At 55.3% G+C, this 20,747-nt stretch carries 11 protein-coding genes and 1 pseudogene; 4 read left to right on the top strand and 8 right to left on the bottom strand.

All coding sequences use genetic code 11. From position 1 onward, the window contains the following. Positions 1-8: 8 nt before the first annotated feature. From gatB to D3P08_RS25495, 7 genes are all read right to left on the bottom strand, one after another. Positions 9-1,448 (bottom strand): Asp-tRNA(Asn)/Glu-tRNA(Gln) amidotransferase subunit GatB, encoded by a 1,440-nt coding sequence (gatB, locus tag D3P08_RS25525; protein ID WP_119602953.1) that lies wholly within the window; start codon positions 1,446-1,448, stop codon positions 9-11. 42 nt (positions 1,449-1,490) lie between these two features. After that, the gene (gene gatA, locus D3P08_RS25520; protein WP_119602952.1) at positions 1,491-2,948 is read right to left on the bottom strand and encodes an Asp-tRNA(Asn)/Glu-tRNA(Gln) amidotransferase subunit GatA; all 1,458 of its coding nucleotides are present in this window, start codon (positions 2,946-2,948) and stop codon (positions 1,491-1,493) included. A gap of 37 nt (positions 2,949-2,985) precedes the next feature. Further along, the gene (gene gatC / locus D3P08_RS25515) at positions 2,986-3,273 is read right to left on the bottom strand and encodes an Asp-tRNA(Asn)/Glu-tRNA(Gln) amidotransferase subunit GatC (protein WP_119602951.1); all 288 of its coding nucleotides are present in this window, start codon (positions 3,271-3,273) and stop codon (positions 2,986-2,988) included. A gap of 159 nt (positions 3,274-3,432) precedes the next feature. Next, positions 3,433-3,810 carry an ATPase gene (locus tag D3P08_RS25510; RefSeq protein ID WP_119602950.1) on the bottom strand — a complete coding sequence of 126 codons (378 nt, stop codon included), beginning with the start codon at positions 3,808-3,810 and terminating at the stop codon, positions 3,433-3,435. Positions 3,811-3,944: 134 nt separating this feature from the next. After that, positions 3,945-4,682: a GTP pyrophosphokinase gene (locus tag D3P08_RS25505; protein ID WP_119602949.1), complete on the bottom strand. Its 738-nt coding sequence runs from the start codon at positions 4,680-4,682 to the stop codon at positions 3,945-3,947. A 159-nt stretch (positions 4,683-4,841) separates the two neighbouring features. Further along, positions 4,842-5,852, bottom strand: a complete 1,011-nt coding sequence (locus D3P08_RS25500; RefSeq protein WP_119602948.1) for a Gfo/Idh/MocA family protein — start codon at positions 5,850-5,852, stop codon at positions 4,842-4,844. A gap of 43 nt (positions 5,853-5,895) precedes the next feature. Further along, the gene (locus D3P08_RS25495) at positions 5,896-6,741 is read right to left on the bottom strand and encodes a sugar phosphate isomerase/epimerase family protein (RefSeq protein ID WP_119602947.1); all 846 of its coding nucleotides are present in this window, start codon (positions 6,739-6,741) and stop codon (positions 5,896-5,898) included. Positions 6,742-6,923: 182 nt separating this feature from the next. Here D3P08_RS25495 and D3P08_RS25490 point away from each other — a divergent pair, with 182 nt between their 5' ends. The 4 genes and pseudogenes from D3P08_RS25490 (at position 6,924) to D3P08_RS25475 (ending at position 11,407) form a co-directional block, all read left to right on the top strand. Then, positions 6,924-7,829, top strand: a complete 906-nt coding sequence (locus D3P08_RS25490; protein ID WP_119602946.1) for an AraC family transcriptional regulator — start codon at positions 6,924-6,926, stop codon at positions 7,827-7,829. Positions 7,830-7,929: 100 nt separating this feature from the next. Beyond that, a pseudogene (locus tag D3P08_RS27995) lies at positions 7,930-8,559 on the top strand (cupin domain-containing protein); the annotation flags it as partial. A gap of 450 nt (positions 8,560-9,009) precedes the next feature. After that, positions 9,010-10,308, top strand: coding sequence for a uracil permease (gene uraA, locus D3P08_RS25480; RefSeq protein WP_119602944.1), 1,299 nt, complete (start codon positions 9,010-9,012; stop codon positions 10,306-10,308). A gap of 157 nt (positions 10,309-10,465) precedes the next feature. Continuing rightward, entirely contained in the window at positions 10,466-11,407 is a 942-nt protein-coding gene (locus tag D3P08_RS25475) for a coiled-coil domain-containing protein (protein ID WP_119602943.1), read from the top strand. A 57-nt stretch (positions 11,408-11,464) separates the two neighbouring features. Here the strand turns inward: D3P08_RS25475 and D3P08_RS25470 are convergent, their stop codons facing one another. Next, the gene (locus D3P08_RS25470; RefSeq protein ID WP_119602942.1) at positions 11,465-20,713 is read right to left on the bottom strand and encodes an S-layer homology domain-containing protein; all 9,249 of its coding nucleotides are present in this window, start codon (positions 20,711-20,713) and stop codon (positions 11,465-11,467) included. Positions 20,714-20,747: the final 34 nt, after the last annotated feature.

The raw sequence follows: 20,747 nt of genomic DNA, 5'->3' as shown, positions 1-20,747 counted from the left end.
GCAGTCCGCTATTTCAGCCGTTCCAGGAGCAGCTTGTTTACAAGCGCCGGATTGGCTTTGCCTTTCGTTTCCTTCATAATTTGACCGACCAGGAAGCCGATGGCCTTCTCTTTGCCCGCCCGGAAGTCCTCTACGGATTGCGGATTCTTCTCGATGATCGAATCAACGACGGCCAGCAGCGCGCCTTCGTCGCTAATTTGGACAAGACCTTGCTCCTCAACGATCTGCTGGGGCAGCTTGCCGCTTTCAAGCATGGCTTTGAATACGGTTTTGGCGATCTTGCCGCTGATTGTGCCATTCTCGAGCAGACCGATCATTTCACCGAGGCCTTGGCCGGTAATCTTCACGTCGGACAGCTCAAGACCGTTCGTGTTGAGGTAACCGAGCAGATCGCCCATAATCCAGTTCGCGACCGCCTTGGCGTCTTTCGTATAGTTCAAGCTGTCCTCGAAGAAATCGGCCAGCTTCTTAGACGAGGTGATCACTTCCGCGTCGTACGCAGGAAGTCCGTATTCGGACGTATAGCGCGCTTTGCGCGCATCCGGCAGCTCGGGAATGGATGCGCGCACGCGCTCCTTCCACTCTTCGCTAATATGCAGACGGACGAGATCCGGGTCCGGGAAGTAGCGGTAATCATGCGCTTCTTCCTTGCCGCGCATGGAGAAGGACTTGCCGACCGTGTCGTCGTAACGGCGCGTCTCCTGCACAACTTCACCGCCGGCGTCGAGAATGTCCGCCTGGCGCATTTGCTCATACTCCAGACCGCGCTGCACGCTGCGGAAGGAGTTCATGTTCTTCAGCTCCGCGCGCGTGCCGAACTTCTCTTGGCCCCATGGACGAAGGCTGATGTTCGCGTCGCAGCGCAAGCTGCCTTCTTCCATCTTCACGTCTGACACTTCGCAATAGAGCATAATCGCTTTCAGCTTCTCGAGGTACGCCTTCGCTTCCTCCGGCGTGCGAATATCCGGCTCCGAGACGATCTCGACAAGCGGCGTTCCGACACGGTTGAAGTCGACGAGCGAAGCGTAGCCGCCGTCAACATGCGTCAGCTTGCCCGCGTCTTCCTCCAAGTGAAGGCGGGTAATGCCGATTCGTTTCGTCTCGCCGTTCACTTCGATATCGATCCAGCCGTTCTCGCCGATCGGCTGGTCGTATTGCGAAATTTGATAAGCCTTCGGCGAATCGGGATAAAAATAGTTTTTACGGTCGAACTTGCTGACGTCCGCAATTTTGCAGTTCAGCGCCATCGCGGCTTTCATCGCAAATTCGACGGCTTGCCGGTTGAGCACCGGCAGCACGCCGGGATGCCCTAGGCAGACGGGGCATGTATGGGTATTGGGCGGCGCGCCGAAGGCTGTGGAGCAGCCGCAAAAAATTTTGCTTTTCGTGTGCAGCTCGACATGCACTTCCAGTCCGACGACCGTCTCATATTTGCTTCCAACAGACATTCTTATCGTTCCTTTCCTAAGCGGGCTTCAAGAGCGCGATAGTTACAGCTGCGGGCGCAGCTTGTGATGATCGGTATGAGCTTCGAACGCATGGGCGGCGCGCAGCACCGTCGTCTCGTCGAAGGCTTTGCCGATAATTTGCAGACCGATTGGCAGCCCGTCCGCCGTTCCGCAAGGAACGCTGATTGCGGGAACGCCCGCAAGGCTGACCGGTATGGTGCAAATATCGTTCAAATACATCGTAAGCGGATCGCCAACCTGCTCGCCGATTCGGAATGCAGGCGTCGGAGCCGTCGGCCCGATAATAAGATCGTACTGCTTAAAGACGTTATCGAAGTCGCCTTTAATCAGCGTGCGAACCTTCTGCGCTTTCAAATAATACGCGTCGTAATAGCCGGAGCTTAGCGCGTAAGTGCCCAGCATAATGCGGCGTTTCACTTCCGGACCGAAGCCTTGGCTGCGCGACTTGCGGTACATGTCGATCAGGTTGTCCGGATTGTCCGCGCGCACGCCGTAACGCACGCCGTCGAAGCGCGCCAGGTTGGAGGACGCCTCGGATGACGCCAGCAAGTAGTAAGCTGCAATCGCGTATTCGGTGTGCGGCAGCGATACTTCTTCCCATGTCGCGCCGAGCGATTCGTAAACCTTTAGCGCGTTCATGACCGCTTCCTTCACTCTTGGGTCGATGCCCGCTCCGAGGTATTCCTTCGGCACGCCGATGCGCAAGCCCTTGACATCGCCGGTCAGAGCGGCGGTGTAGTCCGGAATTTCCACATTCGCGGATGTGGAATCGTTCTTGTCGTAGCCGGCGATCGCTTGAAGCACATAGGCTGCATCTTCCACGTTCTTCGTCAGCGGGCCGATCTGGTCCAGCGAGGACGCGAACGCGACCAGGCCGAAGCGCGATACTAAGCCGTACGTCGGCTTAAGGCCGACAATGCCGCAATAAGCGGCCGGCTGGCGGATAGAGCCGCCCGTATCCGATCCTAGCGAGAAGTAGACCTGTCCCGCCGCAACCGAAGCCGCGGAGCCGCCGCTCGAGCCGCCTGGAACATACTCCGTGTTCCAAGGATTGCGCGTCGGATAATAGCTGGAGTTTTCGTTCGAGCCGCCCATGGCGAATTCATCCATGTTCAGCTTGCCGATCGTGACCGCGTCCGCGGCCTTCAGCTTAAGCGCCGACGTGGCGCTGTAAATCGGATTGTAGTTGCGTAGGAATTGGCTCGCGCAAGTTGTCAGCAAACCTTCGGTTACGATATTGTCTTTGATACCGGCCGGGAGACCGAACAGCAATCCCCGCTCGCCGCCTTCTTGCAGACGCTTGTCCATTTCAAGAGCCTGCGCTCGCGCGTTATCTTCATTCAATGTAATGAAGGCTTGGATTGCAGGTTCCGTCTCCTTGATTCTCGCGTAAGACGCGTCTACGAGCTCCGCTACGGAGAGCTCTTTGTTATTCAATTGGTTATGTACTTCCTGCAGGCGTAGGTCAAACAGTGCCAACAGCAGCCCCTCCTTTTCAAAAATCCACTTATTCTCGTTATTCAAGCACCGCAGGCACTTTAATTTGTCCGTCTTCCTCGTCCGGCGCGTTCAGCAGCACCTTCTCGATCGGCAGCGATTCTCTGCACTCGTCGTCGCGCAGCACATTCGTAATCGGCAGCACGTGAGTCGTCGGCTCGACGTTATCGGTGTCCAGCTCGTTCAGCTTCTCGGCATATTTCAAGATCGCATTGAGCTGGTCGGTGAACTGGGCTTTCTCCGCATCCGTCAGCGCCAGGCGCGCCAGGTTCGCAACATGCTCAACATCCTTCAACGTTATGCTCATCGGGGTACTCTCCTCTATAAAAGTCATTCTTTTTATTATAGCCTACATAGGCCGCAGACAGCAACGATAGAGCAAGGCTGACGCGCGCTGACAAGCAAAAGGACGGAGGGGTTCATCTCCCCGCTCCGTCCTTCTCCTGTATGCCAAACCCGGTTCTTATCAGATCCACGCTTTCAGATTAACCTGACGGATGAAGTCTTCCCGGCTGATCGGCTCCTTCGCCTGCTCCGTCTCTTCTTCCTCCTGATCGCCGTTCATAATGCGCTTGAACAGCTCTTCGTTATGCGTAGCCAGCGCAAAATCGATAAGCGCCTCCCGTTCGATACGCTCCGCCTCCAGCTGCAGAAGCGTCTCTTCCAGCTCCACATCCTCGTCGATCACTAAAAAGTTGCGATTGGCCGACGGGACCCGGACCACATAATCAAAGACGTTATCGGCATTTCGTTCATAAGCGATAATATAGCCGTATTCTCCTATAGGAAGCTTCTGTTCAAACCGGTCGGACATAATGATGACCTTCGAACCTAGCTGCAGCATTATATTCAACCCCTATCTTAGCGCCATTGTTCTTGCTTCTCACTTTTTCTATTATCCTACTAGAAATTAAAAGTTATGTCCAATAGATAAAAGGTTTAATAGCCGGCGGCGCCGCGGGCAGATAGAGAACGGCTCTACTTCTCTTCCTCTTTGCTGAGCTGCAGAAGCCCCTGAGGCAGCCTGAATTGACGGTTGCCCATAAAGAGCTGCGTCAAATCCTCGATTTGATCGTCGCTTTGGCTTTCTTTGATGACGGCAATTTCCCGGTGCAGCCGCTCCATTTGCAGATCCAGCTTGTTGGCCGAATCGGATGCCTCCTTCAGCTCCTGCAGCAAAGTCGAAGGCACCGACTGATTGTATTTATAAAAGATTTTATGCTCTAGGCTAGCCCAAAAGTCCATCGCGATTGTGCGAATCTGAATTTCGACGCAGACATTCTCCTTCCCGTCCGACATGACAACGGGCACTTCGACCAGCAGGTGGAGACTGCGATAGCCGTTCGGCTTAGGATGCTGGATATAATCCTTTTCTTCGGTGACGCGAAGCTCGAATTGATTTTTCAGCATGTCGCGGATTTGATAAATATCGGCAATGAAGGAACACGTGATGCGCAGACCGGCGATATCTTTAATATGTCTCTTGATGTCATCGAGCGAGAGCGGAACGCCTTTGCGGCTAATTTTGGTCATAATGCTCTCAAGCGATTTCACGCGGGATTTCGTATGTTCGATCGGATTGTAGTCATGGAGAAACTGAAACTCTTCTTTTAATATCTCGATCTTGGTCTCAAGCTCGTTAAGGGCGAATTGATACATCATCATAAAACGGGTAACTTCGGTTTTTAGCTTCTTAAATTGTTCGATTTGGTTCATTGGGACTCTCCTAAAGTTTTTATGGACCATGACCTTTGGATTTCTCTCTCTCTTAGTATGAATGCAACACGTCCACAAAAGCAAATCCGCCCGAGCCCGAACAAAAAGGCAGCTTCGCGGGGATTTTCCAGTTCCGCAAAGCTGCCATAGCCAGTATTTCTATAGCCTTTCAATCGCGCCCCGGTTATTCGCGGAACGAATTTCCGCCTCCACGATCTCTAGCGACGCCGCAGCGCTATCGGGCGTGCAGACCTCTACCGGTTTTCCTTCGCTGACCGCTTGAAGAAAATAGCGGATCTCGCGGTAGTAGCCCATATCCTTGGGCAGCTCCGCATAAAAGCCGAGGCCTTCGTTCGGATTCACCTTCAACCGGTCGTTCTCAAAAACGAGATTGCCGCCTTCGAAATTAACGCGGAACGTCATCGCAAAGCCGAAGTCGCCTTGAAGCGTCCAGTCGGCCTGCGCGTTCAGCACTTTGCCGTCCGGATACATGTAATTCGTCGACACGATATCATAGGCGCTGCCGGGAACAACATTGCGGGCGAGCGTCGACACCGCCTCCGGCTTGCCGAAGAGCCAGTTGACGACGTCCGTATCGTGAATGTGCATATCCAGCATGCAGCCGCCGCTAAGCTCGCCGTTTCGGAACCAGCCTTCCGGAGTTGCGCCTCCCCGGAAGAAATAGCCGGAGGTAACCTTGCCATAGCGTCCATCCGTGACGCATTCCTTCAAATATTCGTAGGCCGGCCAGAAGCGGAGACATTGGCCGATCATCAGCGTCTTTCCTGTCTCCTTGGACGCTTCGACCATCCGGTAAGCTTCCTCGGACGTTCTTGCGATCGGCTTCTCGCACAAGACGTGAATGCCGCGCTTCATTAGCGAAATCGCGATATCCGCATGCAGCGTAGTCGGCAGCGTTATGTCGACGATATCCAGCTCTTCGTTCTCCAGCATCTTATCTATATCATCATACAGCTGAAATGGCGATAAATCGTACACCTGCTGCTCCGTGGCAATGTTGCCGGCAGCGGGAACGTTTTTCAGCTCGTCGATCCTTGTGTCGCAGATGGCCGCCAAGCGGACGTTCGCGCCTTCCTTCATCAACCGAACGTAATTGTCAAAATGCATGCGCCCCATAAATCCGAATCCGATAAGTCCTACCTTCAACATGGAATACCCTCTCCCTTATTCTCCATTACTTCAGCCGAACCGTTTAGCGGCTGCGGCCCAATATCGCGTCCATAGCCGCCGATGTGTTAAAGATGATCTGCTCGCTGTGATGCGAATAAGGAGGAATCATCTCCGCCGTGACATACCCTTCGTAGCCGATTTCCCGCAGCGCCTGTACGACTGCCGGATAGTCTACATCGCCTGCCAGCAGGTCGACGAAACCGTGCAAGCCTCCCGTTTGCCGGCGGTAGTCCTTGAAATGCACTTTTTTGATGCGGTCACCGAGTATACGAATCCACTGCTCCGGATAACCGCTATGCACGACATTGCCGACATCGAAATAGGAGCCGACATAGCTGGAGCCTTGATCGTCGATAAACCGGCGCAGCTCAAGCGGCGACAAGAGGAATTTGTTCCATACGTTTTCAATGGCAATGGACACGCCCGCGCTTGCGGCATGCGGAACCAGCTCGGCGATCGCTTCCGACGCCCGCTCGTAGGCGGCATCGTACGGCACGACCTCGGAGCCCGGAATAAAATCCACCCCGACTGCCCCCGGGATGACAAGAACCGCGTCGACGCCGAAAGCGGAAGCCAGCTCAAGCTGCTTCTTGCCGATATCGATTGCTTTCCGGCGCTTCGATTGATCGGCGCTCGTCATCGAATAGTTCCAATAAAGGCCGGTCGCCAGCCCTGCAATCTCCAGCCCTGCATCGTCCAGCCAGGATTTAATGGCGTGCACATCCTTATCCGTCGCGTCTAGTCCAAGCTCTCCCGACTCGTTGAGCGAAAGCTCGATGCCTTCAAAGCCGGCTTTTTGAGCAAGCTGAATACACTCTTGAATCGTGCTTCCCTCTTTAAACGACCAAATATTAATACCCTTTTTCATACGCTCCCTCGCTTTCAACTATTTAATCATTTGTCTAATTCCGTTTCTTGAAGCGCTGCTATAAACATGTGATAATATCTATATCTTATTTGATCGAGCTGACAACAATCTTTAGCTGAAAGAGTGATTTTTTGCACGATTCCGTTCTATCGATACAGTCGCAACGAGGGGGTTAAAGAAGGATGCATTCGTTCGAAAACGAGTTTCCCATACAGCGGAAGGCCCCGTTCAAGGAATGGTCGCCGAGCATTCATTACGCGCAGTTTCAGCGAATGCCTACAGGCTCCCTCGCCGAAAGGCGAATCTATGATTTCGAGCTCCTCTATGTCGGTCAAGGCGAGGCTGCAACGACTATGCGTGGGCAGCGTTATACGTTAACGGCAGGCCAGTTGATCTTCCTGCCGTCCGGCGTCCTCCATCGAAACGAAGCGGTCTCGAGGCCGGACACCCGGTTTCTGGGGATTCACTTTGATTTTTTTGACGAGCTGGATATCCAGACGGAAGCGGACATGATCGTGAATGAGGCCCAGGTGCAAGCGGAACGCTTCGCCTACGAAGCGGTCTCTGAAGATTTTCAACCGTTGTCTCAGGACCCTGTCTATACGCCGACTTTGGAATGCGTGCAGCTCATGGAGCAGCTGGTTCATGAATTTACGATGAGGCCGATCGGCTATGAGCTGGCTTGCAAAGCGCTTATGCTGAACATTTTGTCGCATCTGCTGAGGCTGCAGCATGCCCGCTCCCGCTCACTCGCGTCTCAGCATGACGGCAAGCTGCTGGAGCTGATCGAGAATATCGAGCGTAACCCCGAGGAGCCTTGGTCCAATGCCATCATTGCGAACCGTCTGAATTTGAGCATCGATCATGCGGCCAAGCTTTTTAAACAGCTGGTAGGCTTGCCTCCCAACGAATTTGTTCATACCGTTCGACATCGGGAAGCCCGACGGCTGCTCCGGGAAACGGACCTTCCCATCGAACGGATAGCCGAGCGGACCGGTTACTCCAGCATCCATTATTTCAGCCGGCTGTTCCGAAGGGCCGAAGGCATTTCCGCAACGGAATACCGCAAATTATCCAAAGTGCTGTAGGGGTTATTCATTCAAGCACCATGCCGGGTCACATCCATCTAGGCGAATACATACACTGTCCTGAACCATCATTTTTTCGGCGAAGGGCAGGAAGTGCAGCATGGCAACATCCTATATGGATTTCACGGCGCCGACCGCGCAGTTTACGTACACATTAGCCAACAATCCTTTTTTTAGAAAAGACGACCGGAATGTCATTAACTCTTTATCCGTCAATCAATTGAATACGCTCGGCAACGCGTCGCTTCTCGATATTTTCTTAAGCAAAAGCAACGTAGTCGAGCCGCACATTCACCAAAACGCGACTGAACTGGTGTACTGCGTATCGGGAGCGGCGGTCGTCTCTATCATCAACCCGTTCACGAAGGAGCTGTTAAACTTCCCCATTGCGCCGGGCCAAGTTGCGAATGTTCCGCAGGGCTGGTGGCATTACGAGATCGCAAGCGAGGACAACACGCATTTGATCGCCATCTTCGACGCGCCCGTTCCGCAGGTTATCTTCGGTTCGGACATTTTGCGGCTGACGCCTGCGAGCGTGCTCGCCCATTCCTATTGTCTCGATGAAGCGAAGGTGAAGGATGCGCTTGCTCCGCTTACGGAGACGGTCGTGATAGGTCCCCCGAACAGCTGCAACAAGCCGCAAATGGGGGTCATTCAACAAATAACGAACGAACAGATGCAGGGGATGATGAGCCAGGGCATGATGCAGCAGCAAAGCATGATGAACCAAGGGATGATGAATCAAGGCGGGATGCAGCAAGGTATGATGCAGCAGGGGATGCAGCAAGGTATGATGCAGCAAGGCATGGCGCCGTCCGGCATGACGGGGCAAGCAAGCCAGACCGCGCAGCCGCCGTTTGTACCGGGAAGCTATGGCGGCGTCTATCAGGATGACACGGCGCACTATCCATTCCGTCCGATTGCAAGCGACGGGTACAACATTCCGCTGGATTACCCGTTCCATCCGATTCCGTTCCTGTACAGAAGCTGGAACCAGCTATAATACGATTTCACGAATGATTGAAACTGCGGGAAAGCGATCGAGCTTCCGCAGTTTCTTTTTTTTGAATACCGCACTCCGAATAGATGAAGAAAACGCTTGCCAAAATAAGGTCGAACTATGTAGAATCAACAAAGATATTTGTCGATTTATAAATATTTTGTTAAGGAGCAAACAACCATGCAAAGATCCATTGGCGTCCACGAAAGGCCGCCCGCTGCCACGAGCATAATGCTCAGTCTGCAGCATCTGTTTGCGATGTTCGGCTCGACGGTGCTCGTGCCGAACATTTTCGGAGTCGATCCGGCCATCTGCTTGCTGATGAACGGGATCGGAACCCTGCTTTATATTCTCGTCACAAAAGGCAAAATCCCCGCTTATCTGGGCTCCAGCTTCGCATTCTTGGGGCCGGCCGGCGCCGTAATCGCAAGTCAGGCGGCCGATGGCGGTTACGCTGCCGCGTTAGGCGGGTTTATCGCTTCCGGCGTCATCTTCACCATCGTTGCTTTCATTGTACAAGCAGCCGGCACGCGCTGGCTCGACGTTGTGTTCCCGCCTGCGGCTATGGGCGCGATCGTAGCGATTATCGGCCTGGAGCTGGTGCCGGTCGCGGCGAAAATGGCGGGGTACATTCCTGGCGACGGAGCAGATCCCGCTACTTGGAAGATGGATCCCGACACCGTGATCTTGTCAACCGCTACACTCGCCGTAACCGTGCTTGGTTCGGTTCTGTTCCGCGGCTTCATGCGGATCATCCCGATCCTGTTCGGCATCATCTTCGGCTACGTGCTGGCTTATTTCATGAAAGCGACAGACTTCAGCGGAGTAGACGGGGCGAACTGGCTGCAAGCGCCGACGTTCACGACGCCAGAATTCCACTGGACGGCGATTATCGCCATTACGCCCGCTGCTCTTGTCGTCATCGCCGAGCATATCGGCCACCTCATCGTAACGGGCAATATCGTCGAAAAGGATCTGTCCAAAGACCCGGGCTTGCATCGTTCTATGCTCGGCAACGGCATCTCCACGATCCTATCGGGATTTGTAGGCTCTACGCCGAATACGACCTACGGCGAAAACATCGGCGTGCTTGCCATCACGAAAGTGTATTCCACCTTCGTCATTGGCGGCGCGGCGGTTATCGCGATCGTGCTGTCGTTCTTCGGCAAATTCTCAGCCGTTATTTCCGCCATTCCAGTCCCTGTTATGGGCGGCGTCTCCCTCCTGCTGTTCGGGGTTATCGCCGCATCCGGATTGCGAATGCTGGTTGAATCAAAAGTCGATTACAGCCGCCCGACGAACCTGTTCCTGACAACAATCGTGCTCGTCATCGGACTCTCCGGCGTGAAGCTGACGATCGGCGACGTGTCCTTCAGCGGCATGGCGCTTGCGACGATCGTCGCGATCGTGCTCAGCCTTCTGTTCAAACTTTTTGAAGTGCTGCGCATCTCGAACGACAACGAGGCTGCCGGCCATTAAAGCATAAGAACGCCCCTCAAACGGATCGTATCGGTTTGAGGGGATTTTTTTGCCCCTAATTTGGAACATATCGCTCCGTTTCGCGTAACATCACCCATACCAGCTTCATTTTCTTGAACTCAATAATAGAAGCATTTCAACGCTAAGGAGGCGCTTCATGATGCTGCACACCTATAACGAACGTATTTCCGCCCTTAAATCGAAGCAAAGGCAGAAGAGCAATTGGACCAGGCAAAAAGAAGCTTTGACCGATGAGCTGAAACGAAGGATTCATGAACGGGACCAGTGGGCGGAGCAGCTTCGCGAGGAGCAGAAGGATGTAGACCGGTTAAAAGGGATTAGTCTCGGGGCATTGTTTTTCACTCTGATTGGAAAAAAAGAGGAGAAACTGACGCAGGAGGAAGCCGAGCTGCTGCAAGCGAAGCTGAAGTACGATGAAGCGGCCGATACCGTCAACGACTTGGAGAAGGAGCTGGCTGAGCTTAATCTCAAGCTTGAGTCGGTACGCTTCGTGGAAGGCGATATTGAGCTCGCCTTGCGGGAGAAGGAGCGGCACATCTATAAAGAGCATCCTGCCTTGGCCGCGGAATTAGAGGAGCTGTCCGCTCAGGAAACCGAAGCGCAAGCTGACGCCAAGGAGCTGAACGAAGCGGTAAGCGCGGGCCGTTCCGTCCTGTCCGCGCTGGATCAAGCGGCTAATCTGCTGGAATCCGCGAAAAACTGGGGAACCTTCGACATGTTAGGCGGAGGCGTAATCGCGACCGCGGCAAAGCATAATCGGATCGATGAAGCCCGTTCCGCCATTCATTCCGCGCAGAGCCGGCTGCGGCGCTTCGAGACGGAATTGAAGGACGTGGAACGGGACGTTCATATTTCGATCGATATTAGCGGCATGCTGACCTTCGCGGATTATTTTTTTGACGGACTGATCATGGATTGGGTCGTGCAAGGCCGTATCAACGACGCCGTCTCCCAAGTTAACGGGAAGCGCCAGCAAATTCGCCGTATACTTTCAGAGCTCGGATCAGAGCTTGGCAAGAAGGAAGCTCATTTGCATGAGCTTCGCCGGCGGCAATCCTCTCTAATCGAACAGGCGTAGCAAAAAGAACGGGCTGGGTTCCCTCGCGTCCTGCGAGGGCGCACCCAGCCCGTTTGCTTAGATCCACTCCATAAATACCAGCATGCGATAAAGGACGGCCGCCGCTTGCGCCCGAGTCGTCGTCCCGTTCGGCACTATGCGGTCTTCTTGCACGCCTCTCATCAGACCGGCCTCCGTTGCGAATGCGATCGCTTCGGCAGCCCATGGCGAGATATCGCCGTTGTCCGCATAACGCTCAAGCGATTGTTCGTCGGCTTTCGCGGATTTGCCCAGCAGCTCGGCGAACCTCATCGCAAGCACCGCCATCTCTTCGCGCGTTATCGGGTCATTCGGACGGAATAGGCCCTGATTGCCTCGTATAAGCCCGAGGCGGGTCGCTTCATGAACGAGCTCATCGTACCAAGCGTCCGCTGCGACGTCCTTATACCGCAGAGCCGGTTCGTTTGCCGGCAGCTCCATATAGCTCGGAATTGCCGTTATCAGCATTTTTACCATCTCTGCCCTGGTGACTGCCCGCTCCGGCGCAAACAGGTTAGAGCTAACCCCGTTTACGATATGGCGGCTGATCAGCGCTTCAACCTCCGGCTTGCTCCAATGCCCGTTCAAATCGTCGAAGGAATGACCATACGCCAATACCGCATAAGTTCCCGGACTGTCGATGTAGGCCTCTATTGCGGCCCCGCCGGCGGCTATTTTGCCCCCCATATACTCCCATTGGTCCGGCTGCTGAGGATTCCTCCGATAAACGCCCATCGAATTCGGTTTCACGTCATTCCTCACTAGCGCCTGGTCCGAAATCGTGAGCAGAATGGGCTTCCGAGGCAATTGGCCGCTTTCCTCTTGAATCCGGTATGCCGGGGACAGAAGTCTCCAGCCTTCTTCATCCGGAGGCTGTACGGATTCGTCGAGCCTCAGCTGCAAATGCGCGCCATTCGGGAAGGCACCCTCTGCAATGTCCAGCTTCAGCCTGCCGTCGAAGCCTTCAAACAAGCCGCCTTGAGGAGCAACAACAATCTTCGTCTCATCCGAGCGCTCCGGAGGAGGGGCTCCTGGCGTTCCGCCGGGATCGCCTCCGCCGCCGGTCGGCGGCGCGGTTCCAGTTCGCTCCGTGAGCAGGAAGCCGGTTGAGGGGTTGCCCGCTTCATCCCATGCCTTAACGATGATGTCGTAAGACGTATCCGGCGCGAGTCCGGTAATGACGGCTTTTTGCACGCCCGGTTCGACTTCCATCGTCCCGGCGGACACTTCGGCCCCCGCTTTCATCCATTCCAGCGTCACCTTCACCAAATCCTCCGCAAACGCCGGATCCGTCCAGGACACATTCAGCGATGTCCCTTGGGCCTCAGCCGCCGCATTCATGACGGGACGAGTCGGAACCAGATCAGGCTCCGGTTCTAGGAATGGCGTTGTTACGGTCAGCTGATGCTTCGTTCGATTGCCTCCCGCATCAACCGTTATGACCGCCACATCATAGGAAGCCCCCGGCGTCCATCCGTCAATAACGGCAATACCCCCGCCCTTTTGTATGACAAGGGGCTCGCTGTAATCATCCGTCCCGCCGGCGCTTCTCCACGCAACCTCCACCCGGTCGAAATCCAAATCCGTCGGATCGGTCCAGGTTATCGTTACGCCGTTCGCCGTCGCATCCGCTTCCGCATTCGCCGCCATCCCGGGAGGGAGATCCTCCATCTGAACGTTAAGAACGGAATCCTCCGTCATCGGAATGCCATTGTAGCTTTGCGCGCCGGCATAAATTCGAATTTGAACGGATTGACCCGGCGCCAGCGCCGCTGCCGGCGTAAATCTGAATCGTTTTGACACCTTTAGTCCTTTATACTCGACCGGATCTACCGCGGCGATCGCGCCTTCGATCTCGGCCGGCTCCCCGGATTCGTCTTGGACGGTTGCCGAAAGCATCAGGCGGCTTAATGTCGTTTCATCCACATGACGGTCGAACACAATATCGACAGCTTCTCCTTCGGAGACCGCCATCGCGTATAGGGCTCGCGGAGGCAGCACCGATTCCATCGCGACGTTTACATCCGTATGCGGCGGCAGCACGAGCAGCTCTCTGCTTTCGGCCGGCTCATACCCCTCTTTCGCATAGACGACCTTCCATTTGCCTTCCGGCACATCCCAGCCGTATTTCCCGTTGATATCGGTCAAGTGGGGGTTCTGCTGACCGTACCAATCCGCATCCCAAGGCTTCCAGGCTTGCTCGGATTCCTCCCAAAAAAGCGCCGTTGCCGTTACGCCTTCCATCCGATTGTTCGGCTCCACCTCGTACACGTAACCGCTCGGATCGTAAATCCATTTCGGGTCGCCTACCTTTTTCCGTTTTTCCTCCGGCTCCTCTTCGCATCGGTCATCCTGTGCAATATGCCTTTTCAGATCTTTAATTTCCGAATCGATCGAATCGTCCATTACGTCCTCAATCTGCTCTGAGATGAAAAAGACGAGAATGGACCCTCCGAGCGTTGTCGGAGCAAACAAGATCGAGCTGGCGATCATCGCCCACTTGGCGGCTTCCTGCGCCATATAACGGTCGGCGATCCGATCCGTCCAATCCCGGTACTGATTCGCCGCCGCAGGCGCGCAGCCGGCTTCAATCATGCCCAGCACATCCTCCAGCTGCTTCAGCTTATCCGTATTCTCGACCGTGTCCTTCACATCGTCGTAAAATTCGTATCGGTCAAAGTTTTTCTCTGCGAATTCCATCGTTCCGCGGTAATTAATTTTGATGGACCGCACGTTAACGGCTGCCGTGCTGACCGCGCCTTTCATCGGCTCGCCTGATCCTGAAACGGCCGCGAGCTGCTGCAGCGCCTTATCTCCGCCCGCTTTCATGAAATCCTCTTCCGATATATAGCCGCTGATCGAATACGTGAACGTATTTCCCGAGAAGGCGTAATCAAAGGAATACCCCATAAGCTTTAGGCCAGTCGAAGCGAGAAGAACATCGTCTCTGGCTGTCGTGACGTAATTGACGGGCTCATAGGAAACGGTCGAACGCATCGTCACCTTTTCCCCTTTTGCGAGGAAAGTTCCGCCGACCGACGCTTTCATACGCAACGGATTATCCGGCGACTGCTCGACATCGACCTCCGTCTCCTCCATCTTTTCGAACGCATCCGGCAAATTCCCCAGCTGCTCCTCTTGGACCGATGTCTCATCAAATTCGAGTCCCCGGCGAACGTCATACCTCACATAGACCGGGCCAAGCACCGTCGGGCTGATGACCGCTCTGTACGTGGCGTCCGGTGAGCGGCTCATCTGCACTTCCTTATTGCCGATCTTTGCTCTTACGTTGCGGACTCGTTCATCCTCCTGGAATTTCAACGTTACGGTAAAAGGCTGCAAAGACGAAACATATGGAAACACCGCAACGCCCTGACTCGGGTCGATATGCACCATTCGTCCGCCCGCCTGATTCATGCGGACCTCGGTCACTTCCGGGTAATTGTGCTCAAAGATAACGGCGGATTCTTCCGTATACCATCGCCGAGCTCCGAGTTCAGCCTCCGCTCGCAGCCTGTGCGCGGACTTCCGCTCAGCATCGGTTAAATGGATGCGAAGCCGCCACAGTCCTCCGGCAGTGACGACCGTTTCTCCCAGCGGCCGTTCTCCGTCAAATACTCTGACGATGCTTCCCGCCGGGCCGATCCCGCTGATGAGCGGATCCCTATAGCCGGTCACAGGAGGCGCGTCCAGCCGAAGACGAGTAACGGCTGCCGCCGCTTCCCCAAACCATTCATCCTCCTCGCTTTCCTCAAGCCGATAGCGGATATGTTGAGTGACTGATATCCTCTCGCCTTCATAATCCTCCGCTATCTTCAAATGATAGGCTGCTGTGCCGCCCTTGCCGCTCGCAACATCGCCCAAATCAATTTCAAAGCTGTGATCGTCCTTCATCTCCGCGGCCGCAGCCATTCCGTTAACCGTTACGCTGTTCGGCGCAAGCTCCGTACCGCTAGGGACCGGTACGACGAGTCTTGTATTTTCGGTTGTCCACGAGCTGCGGTTGACGTAGGAGGTCCTTACCTGAAGCAGTTCCCCCGGCAGCGCTTCCGAGGACGCCAATGTAATGGCGTTACCCGCTTGCCCTCCGTATGGCCCCGGAGAAGTCAAACGAATCGTGCCAAGGTTTAACACTTCCCCTACCGCGATTTCGAATCCCCGAACGGCCGAACGCATCCCATAATGCGACGACGAAAAAACAACCTGGTATTGTCCCGGTTCATCGATGCTTAACGCGAATTGAAGGCCGATTGAACGCTCTTCGACGAAGGACAATTTCCCCTCGGAATCAACCTTGTAGATTGAAGCCTGTGCACGGTCTATTGACCCTAGCGTTTCGATGCGGCCGCTCGCTTGAGCGCCGCGCTGCTCCATACGCAGCTCAATTCGGCTGATATCCCGCTCATCCAGAATGGCGGAGCCGCATGCGGCCGGCAGTCCAGATTCGCGGCCATTCATGCATATGCGCACCGTTTCGCCGGGCTTGCCAAAGAACGTCAGAAGATTTCCGGATTGGCTCCGCTCCGGGAGAGACGCTCTGTATCCGAAGTGGGCTAGGACGCGCCAGTCCAATGAAAGCGGACCAACCCAATCTCCGTCAAGATGCTTCGTATACACGTCAAGCTGTACGGTCGGCAATACATTCACGGACATCCTGATATCATGATTATTTTGTTGGCCGGCTGCCAAACGAACCTCTTCCGTGCTGCTCGTGGAATAATCGTAACGCGCCGTCATCCTTGCCGCGCCTTCGTAAAGCTCCATCGCATACATCCCGTTCACATCCGTCACGGCCTGCCTAGTCTCATATCCCGCTTCTCCATATTGAACTGCCGTTACGGCCGCTCCCCGCAAAGGGACGCCATCCTGATTCACAACCTGGCCGCGAAGGACGGCTCGCGACCGCTCGGGAAGCTCGATATCGAATACGTTGCTGCCGGGCTTCTCCACCACCTTCGTTACCTGCAATTGCTTCAGCTCCGCTGATCTCGGGTAAACATTGATTGTAACTTCTTCTCCGACATGCAATCCGCCGATCCTATAACGTTCGCCCCCATTAACGGTCAGGCCGTAGGAGGAGTAAACCATGTCGCCTCCGACAAAAGCCGTAACGAAAGCCGCGGCCTCAGACTGCCCGACGGCAAACAACAATCCCTCGAGCGAAGCTATAGGCTTGGCTTCCAGTGTGAAAGCGCTCCTCTTGCCGGCATGTACGGTCATTTGATCCGCGACAAGCTCCACGGGCTCGCCGGAAGCCGTCTTCACAACGATCCTATACCCGCTTCCTTCCGGCCCCGCCGGCAGCCCCCGCAATTCGTAGCTGTCTCTGCCGTCCAGCTTGATCGCCGCTTGCGCCATCCGGTCCCGGTCCTGAGAGGACAATATAAGGGTCCCTTGGTCCATCCATTCCGGCTGCTCCCCGGCGAGCAGGATTTGAACCGTTCCGCCTACGCGCACCTTTGTTTTCATAACAGCCTCTTGCACCTTGTGCCGATTGCCATCCGTCAGCCGAACCTCGACTCCCGTTATTTCGGAAATTCCTTCCTTTAGCTCGAAGCTGCCGCTATAATGGCTGGCTGCCTGCTCTGTTACATCGACAGCTTCTTCCACCGCCGTGCCGTCCTCAAGAACCGCATGGACGACGGCCGACGCTTGATACCCTGCAGTGCCTTTAAAGGCAACGGTAAGCAAATCGCCGATTTGGGCATAGGAGCCATATTTCACTGGCGCACTTGCCTTCGCATCGAATAGGGCAAGCTCGCCGCCTTCGGGCGCCTTGCCGGTTATGACGCTTACGGATAACGCCTCACTTCGATTGCCGGCGGCATCTATTGCAATAATGCGGAATGTATAATCTGTTTCCGGCTGAAGCCCGCTAATTGCGCGGCTTAGCTCTGAGGACGAAGCCGTAGCGGCAAGCTCGTTCCCATTGAATATTTGATAAGAAACAACTCCTCTTTGGTCGGAAGCTGGCGGCCAGCTAATCGTCACCGATTGGTGCGTAGGCCCGCTCGCGGCAGCCTCAGCTCCGTCCGGCCAGACTGGCGGCTCCGTATCCGCAGCAGCGGACGATTTCAGCTCCGTGTAAAAAACGTCATCCGTAAAATTTGTGTCGCCCGCTGCCAAATTGTCTCCGGAGGAGACGAATGCCGCAATGCGCCCGTCGCTGCTGAGCGCCGGATGATGAGACGACCCGCTGCCGTAGCTCCCCTCAGCCGATTTGCTGATTACGCTCGATTCGCCCGTCGGGATATCATAGGCGAATACGTGCGTGCCGAAGCCCGGCGAATCCGAAGCGTATCCCGTGTAGGCGATTACGGTCCCGTCGCCGCTTAACGCGGGATGCTCGGAATGGCCTAGCGCTGAATACGCGATGCTGCGAGCTTCATCTGTTCGGAGGTCGTAGAGGTATACGCCATAACGTTGCGTCTGTTCATCCTCATTGTAAGCAAATGCGACAAGCTGTCCGTCATCGGAGATAGACGGCTCGGCTGCTTGAGCCATGGCGCCTTCCATTTCACCCTCAATCGCGGAAGCGAGCTCCGCTTGCAAATCGGATAGCCGGATGACATAGACGTCGTTATATCCGTCCGTATCGTTCGGATCAAGCGCCGCCGTCGTCTGCACAGCCAAGTATTCGCCATTTGCGCTCATCGCCGGGCTCGAATAGCTTCCCTGAGGCAGCGCAAGCTTGCTGATCGGATCCGCTAGCGGCCCCTCTTCCTCCCCGCTCTCGCTCTTCGATCGGTCATAAACATACAGACTGCTTTCCGAACCCCCTTCTCCTGCTGAGCGGAATGCCACTTTCCCTCCATCGTCGCTGATGGCTGGTTCCGCAAACGAGAGCTGCTCAGGGTCCTGCCAATAGGTAAAGGGAGATATCAGCTCCGCTGCCGTTCCTTCCTGCTCGTCGAATATCCCGTTGCCGTCGCTGTCCCGGTCGTACAGCACAATACCGCCGTACAAGTTGGAATCGATTAACCCTGCCAGATTGCTGGCATCCGTCACATAAACGATAAACCGGCCGTTGCCGCTAATTCTAGGACTCCAGCTGTCATCAAAACCGAGGTAGCCGTCACGGTCCCGGCTAATGACTTTCAGAGCGCTTGTTTGCCTGTCATACAAATAAATTTGCTTTGCCGTTCCCCAATCCGCATCGGGAATCAAATTGTGCGCTCTGCCCGAAAACACAAAGTACCTCCCGTCGGCGCTGACATCGACCGAAGCCGGACGCGGCTGTTCGTTCTCGTTGGTTCGCGGAGACAGCTGTTCTCCCGTTTCGGTGACGGAGATTCGCTCCAGGACACGGCCGTCCATGCTTTTCGCCTGCGCGTGCGTACCCTCGGACCGATTGCCTTCAGCATCCACCGCCATCACCCGCACATCATAAATGCGGCTGTTCGTGATGCCCTCCAGCACTTGGCTTTGTTGGCCGGGCAGCACAAAGACTTCCTTGTACGCGGCGGCCTCCGCCTTCTTCCATTGCAAAATGATGCCGGTCAAATCCAAATCCGGAGGATCAGTCCAGGAAACCAGCAGCCGCCCTTGAACTGGGGTGACGTTCAAGTGAACAGGCTTGCCGGGAGGCGTCGTTTCTGGAAGCAGGGTATTCGTCGAAACCGTTAAACTCTTCTCGCCGAAAACGTAGCTTTCACTGCCCGCAGCTACCTCGAATGTGTAAGGCTCCGCCAGCTCAAGATCTCTCACAAGCGCGCTCGCGCTGCGCGTAATGGCCGCAATGCGCCGATAGCCGTCATGGACGGTCATTACCTTGTATATCGTGGAGCCGTCGCCGCCGGCTACGGGCGTCCAGCTTAAAGCCGCGTAGCTCCCCCCTGCCTGCTCCACCTGCACGTTCGCGCTTTCCGGCCACTTTGGAGACTCTGCCGCCGGGAGCCCTTCAAGCTCTGCCAAAAAAACGTCCATGTCCTCGGTATCTTCATGATTGGACAGATTGACAGAGCGCGAGGCAAACATGGCATAGCGGCCGTTATTTGTTATAAAAGACTCCATGCTGTCTGCATTTCCGCCGTCTCCGGTCAGGCCGGCGCTAAGCAGTCGGGTTACGCCGGAGGTTCTGTCGTGCACATAAATTTGCTGTAAGCCTGCCTGCCGCGCTTCATAGGTTAGCAACCGGCCTTCCGCCGAAATCGCCGGCGCTTGCTTGAATTCGCCCTCCGTTTCCGGGAGCGAAGGGATAAGCTTCGTCTCCTTCGTCTTCCTGTCGTGGACGAAAATCTCGATGCCGAATGCTCCCCCGCTCTGTTCCGCTAGATTGGAAGCCTCGGACGAATATGCGACATAACGGCCGTCGGCGCTGATCGAAGGCGAGCCGCTGCCGGCGTTGCCCTGACCGCCGGAGGACGATACGCTTACACGCTCAACCGCCGACGATTGGTAATCGTACACGAACACGTCGATTGCGTCGTTCGTATCGCCCTCCACCAAATTCGCTTGCGGCGAATCGAAAGCGATGTGATTCCCGTCGGGCGACATCGACACCGAGTACATGGTCTGTTCTGCAGGTTCAGCAGCTGAATAAGGATGCGAGGTGATGCGCACCGTCCGTCCCGTTGAAACATCCTTCCGGAATAAATCCCAATTGTTGTTGAAATCATCCTTTACGCCATTGTCCGCTCTGGACCAAAACGTAATAAATTGCCCGTTCGCGCTGACAGCATACTTGTTTTTTCCCGGACTGACTCCCTTGGCCACCATCTGCCTCGTGCTTGACTGCCTGTCATACAAATAGAGGTTTATCGTCTCATCCCAGTCATGCTCCTCTACCAAATTCCAGGCTTCCGAAGCGAACAAGACATAGCTGCCGTCCATGCTGATGACAGGATCATAGCTTGGAGCTGTCCCATAGTCCGTTCTTGAGATCATTGTGGCCGCGTTCGTCTCCCGGTCCAGCAGGAAAACGTCCGCAAATCCGTTGTCGTCGCCTTCGACGATCCCCGCCGAAGCGGAATCGAACGCGACGAAGCGGCCGTCCTCGCTCACCGAAGGCGACGAGCTGTCGCCGGCATGGCCCGCGGCCGATTCGCTGATCAGCTCGAGCTGCCCCTGGGCTGGTAGAACTGCGCTCGCCTCTATCGGCATTCCGCCGTCTGCCCCTGACGCCGCGGTTATGGCTTCATTCAGCCGCAAGAGATCAGCTGCATCCATATCCGCCGGAAACCGCGTTTCAGCTTGCGCCGGCGGGGGCAGCGCAATTCCCGCAAGCAGTGCGGCTGCCAGCAGCGCTGCCGCTCCTTTGCTCCATCGTTTGCGTATTCGATTCTTCATTTTTTCACTCCTCCGCGTCAATATCGCTCTCAAT

Origin of the sequence: Paenibacillus nanensis (genome assembly GCF_003583765.1) — a bacterium.
Taxonomy (GTDB): domain Bacteria; phylum Bacillota; class Bacilli; order Paenibacillales; family Paenibacillaceae; genus Pristimantibacillus; species Pristimantibacillus nanensis.
Note: the sequence above shows the minus strand (reverse complement) of the source record. Positions and strands in the feature narration are given on the sequence as shown.

What these genes read in the sequence shown, in the direction of transcription:
- gatB (WP_119602953.1), bottom strand. Translation starts at nt 1,448, where the DNA reads ATGTCTGTTGGAAGCAAATATGAGACGGTCGTCGGACTGGAAGTGCAT.
- gatC (WP_119602951.1), bottom strand. Translation starts at nt 3,273, where the DNA reads ATGAGCATAACGTTGAAGGATGTTGAGCATGTTGCGAACCTGGCGCGC.
- D3P08_RS25510 (WP_119602950.1), bottom strand. Translation starts at nt 3,810, where the DNA reads ATGCTGCAGCTAGGTTCGAAGGTCATCATTATGTCCGACCGGTTTGAA.
- D3P08_RS25505 (WP_119602949.1), bottom strand. Translation starts at nt 4,682, where the DNA reads ATGAACCAAATCGAACAATTTAAGAAGCTAAAAACCGAAGTTACCCGT.
- D3P08_RS25500 (WP_119602948.1), bottom strand. Translation starts at nt 5,852, where the DNA reads ATGTTGAAGGTAGGACTTATCGGATTCGGATTTATGGGGCGCATGCAT.
- D3P08_RS25495 (WP_119602947.1), bottom strand. Translation starts at nt 6,741, where the DNA reads ATGAAAAAGGGTATTAATATTTGGTCGTTTAAAGAGGGAAGCACGATT.
- D3P08_RS25490 (WP_119602946.1), top strand. Translation starts at nt 6,924, where the DNA reads ATGCATTCGTTCGAAAACGAGTTTCCCATACAGCGGAAGGCCCCGTTC.
- uraA (WP_119602944.1), top strand. Translation starts at nt 9,010, where the DNA reads ATGCAAAGATCCATTGGCGTCCACGAAAGGCCGCCCGCTGCCACGAGC.
- D3P08_RS25475 (WP_119602943.1), top strand. Translation starts at nt 10,466, where the DNA reads ATGATGCTGCACACCTATAACGAACGTATTTCCGCCCTTAAATCGAAG.
- D3P08_RS25470 (WP_119602942.1), bottom strand. Translation starts at nt 20,713, where the DNA reads ATGAAGAATCGAATACGCAAACGATGGAGCAAAGGAGCGGCAGCGCTG.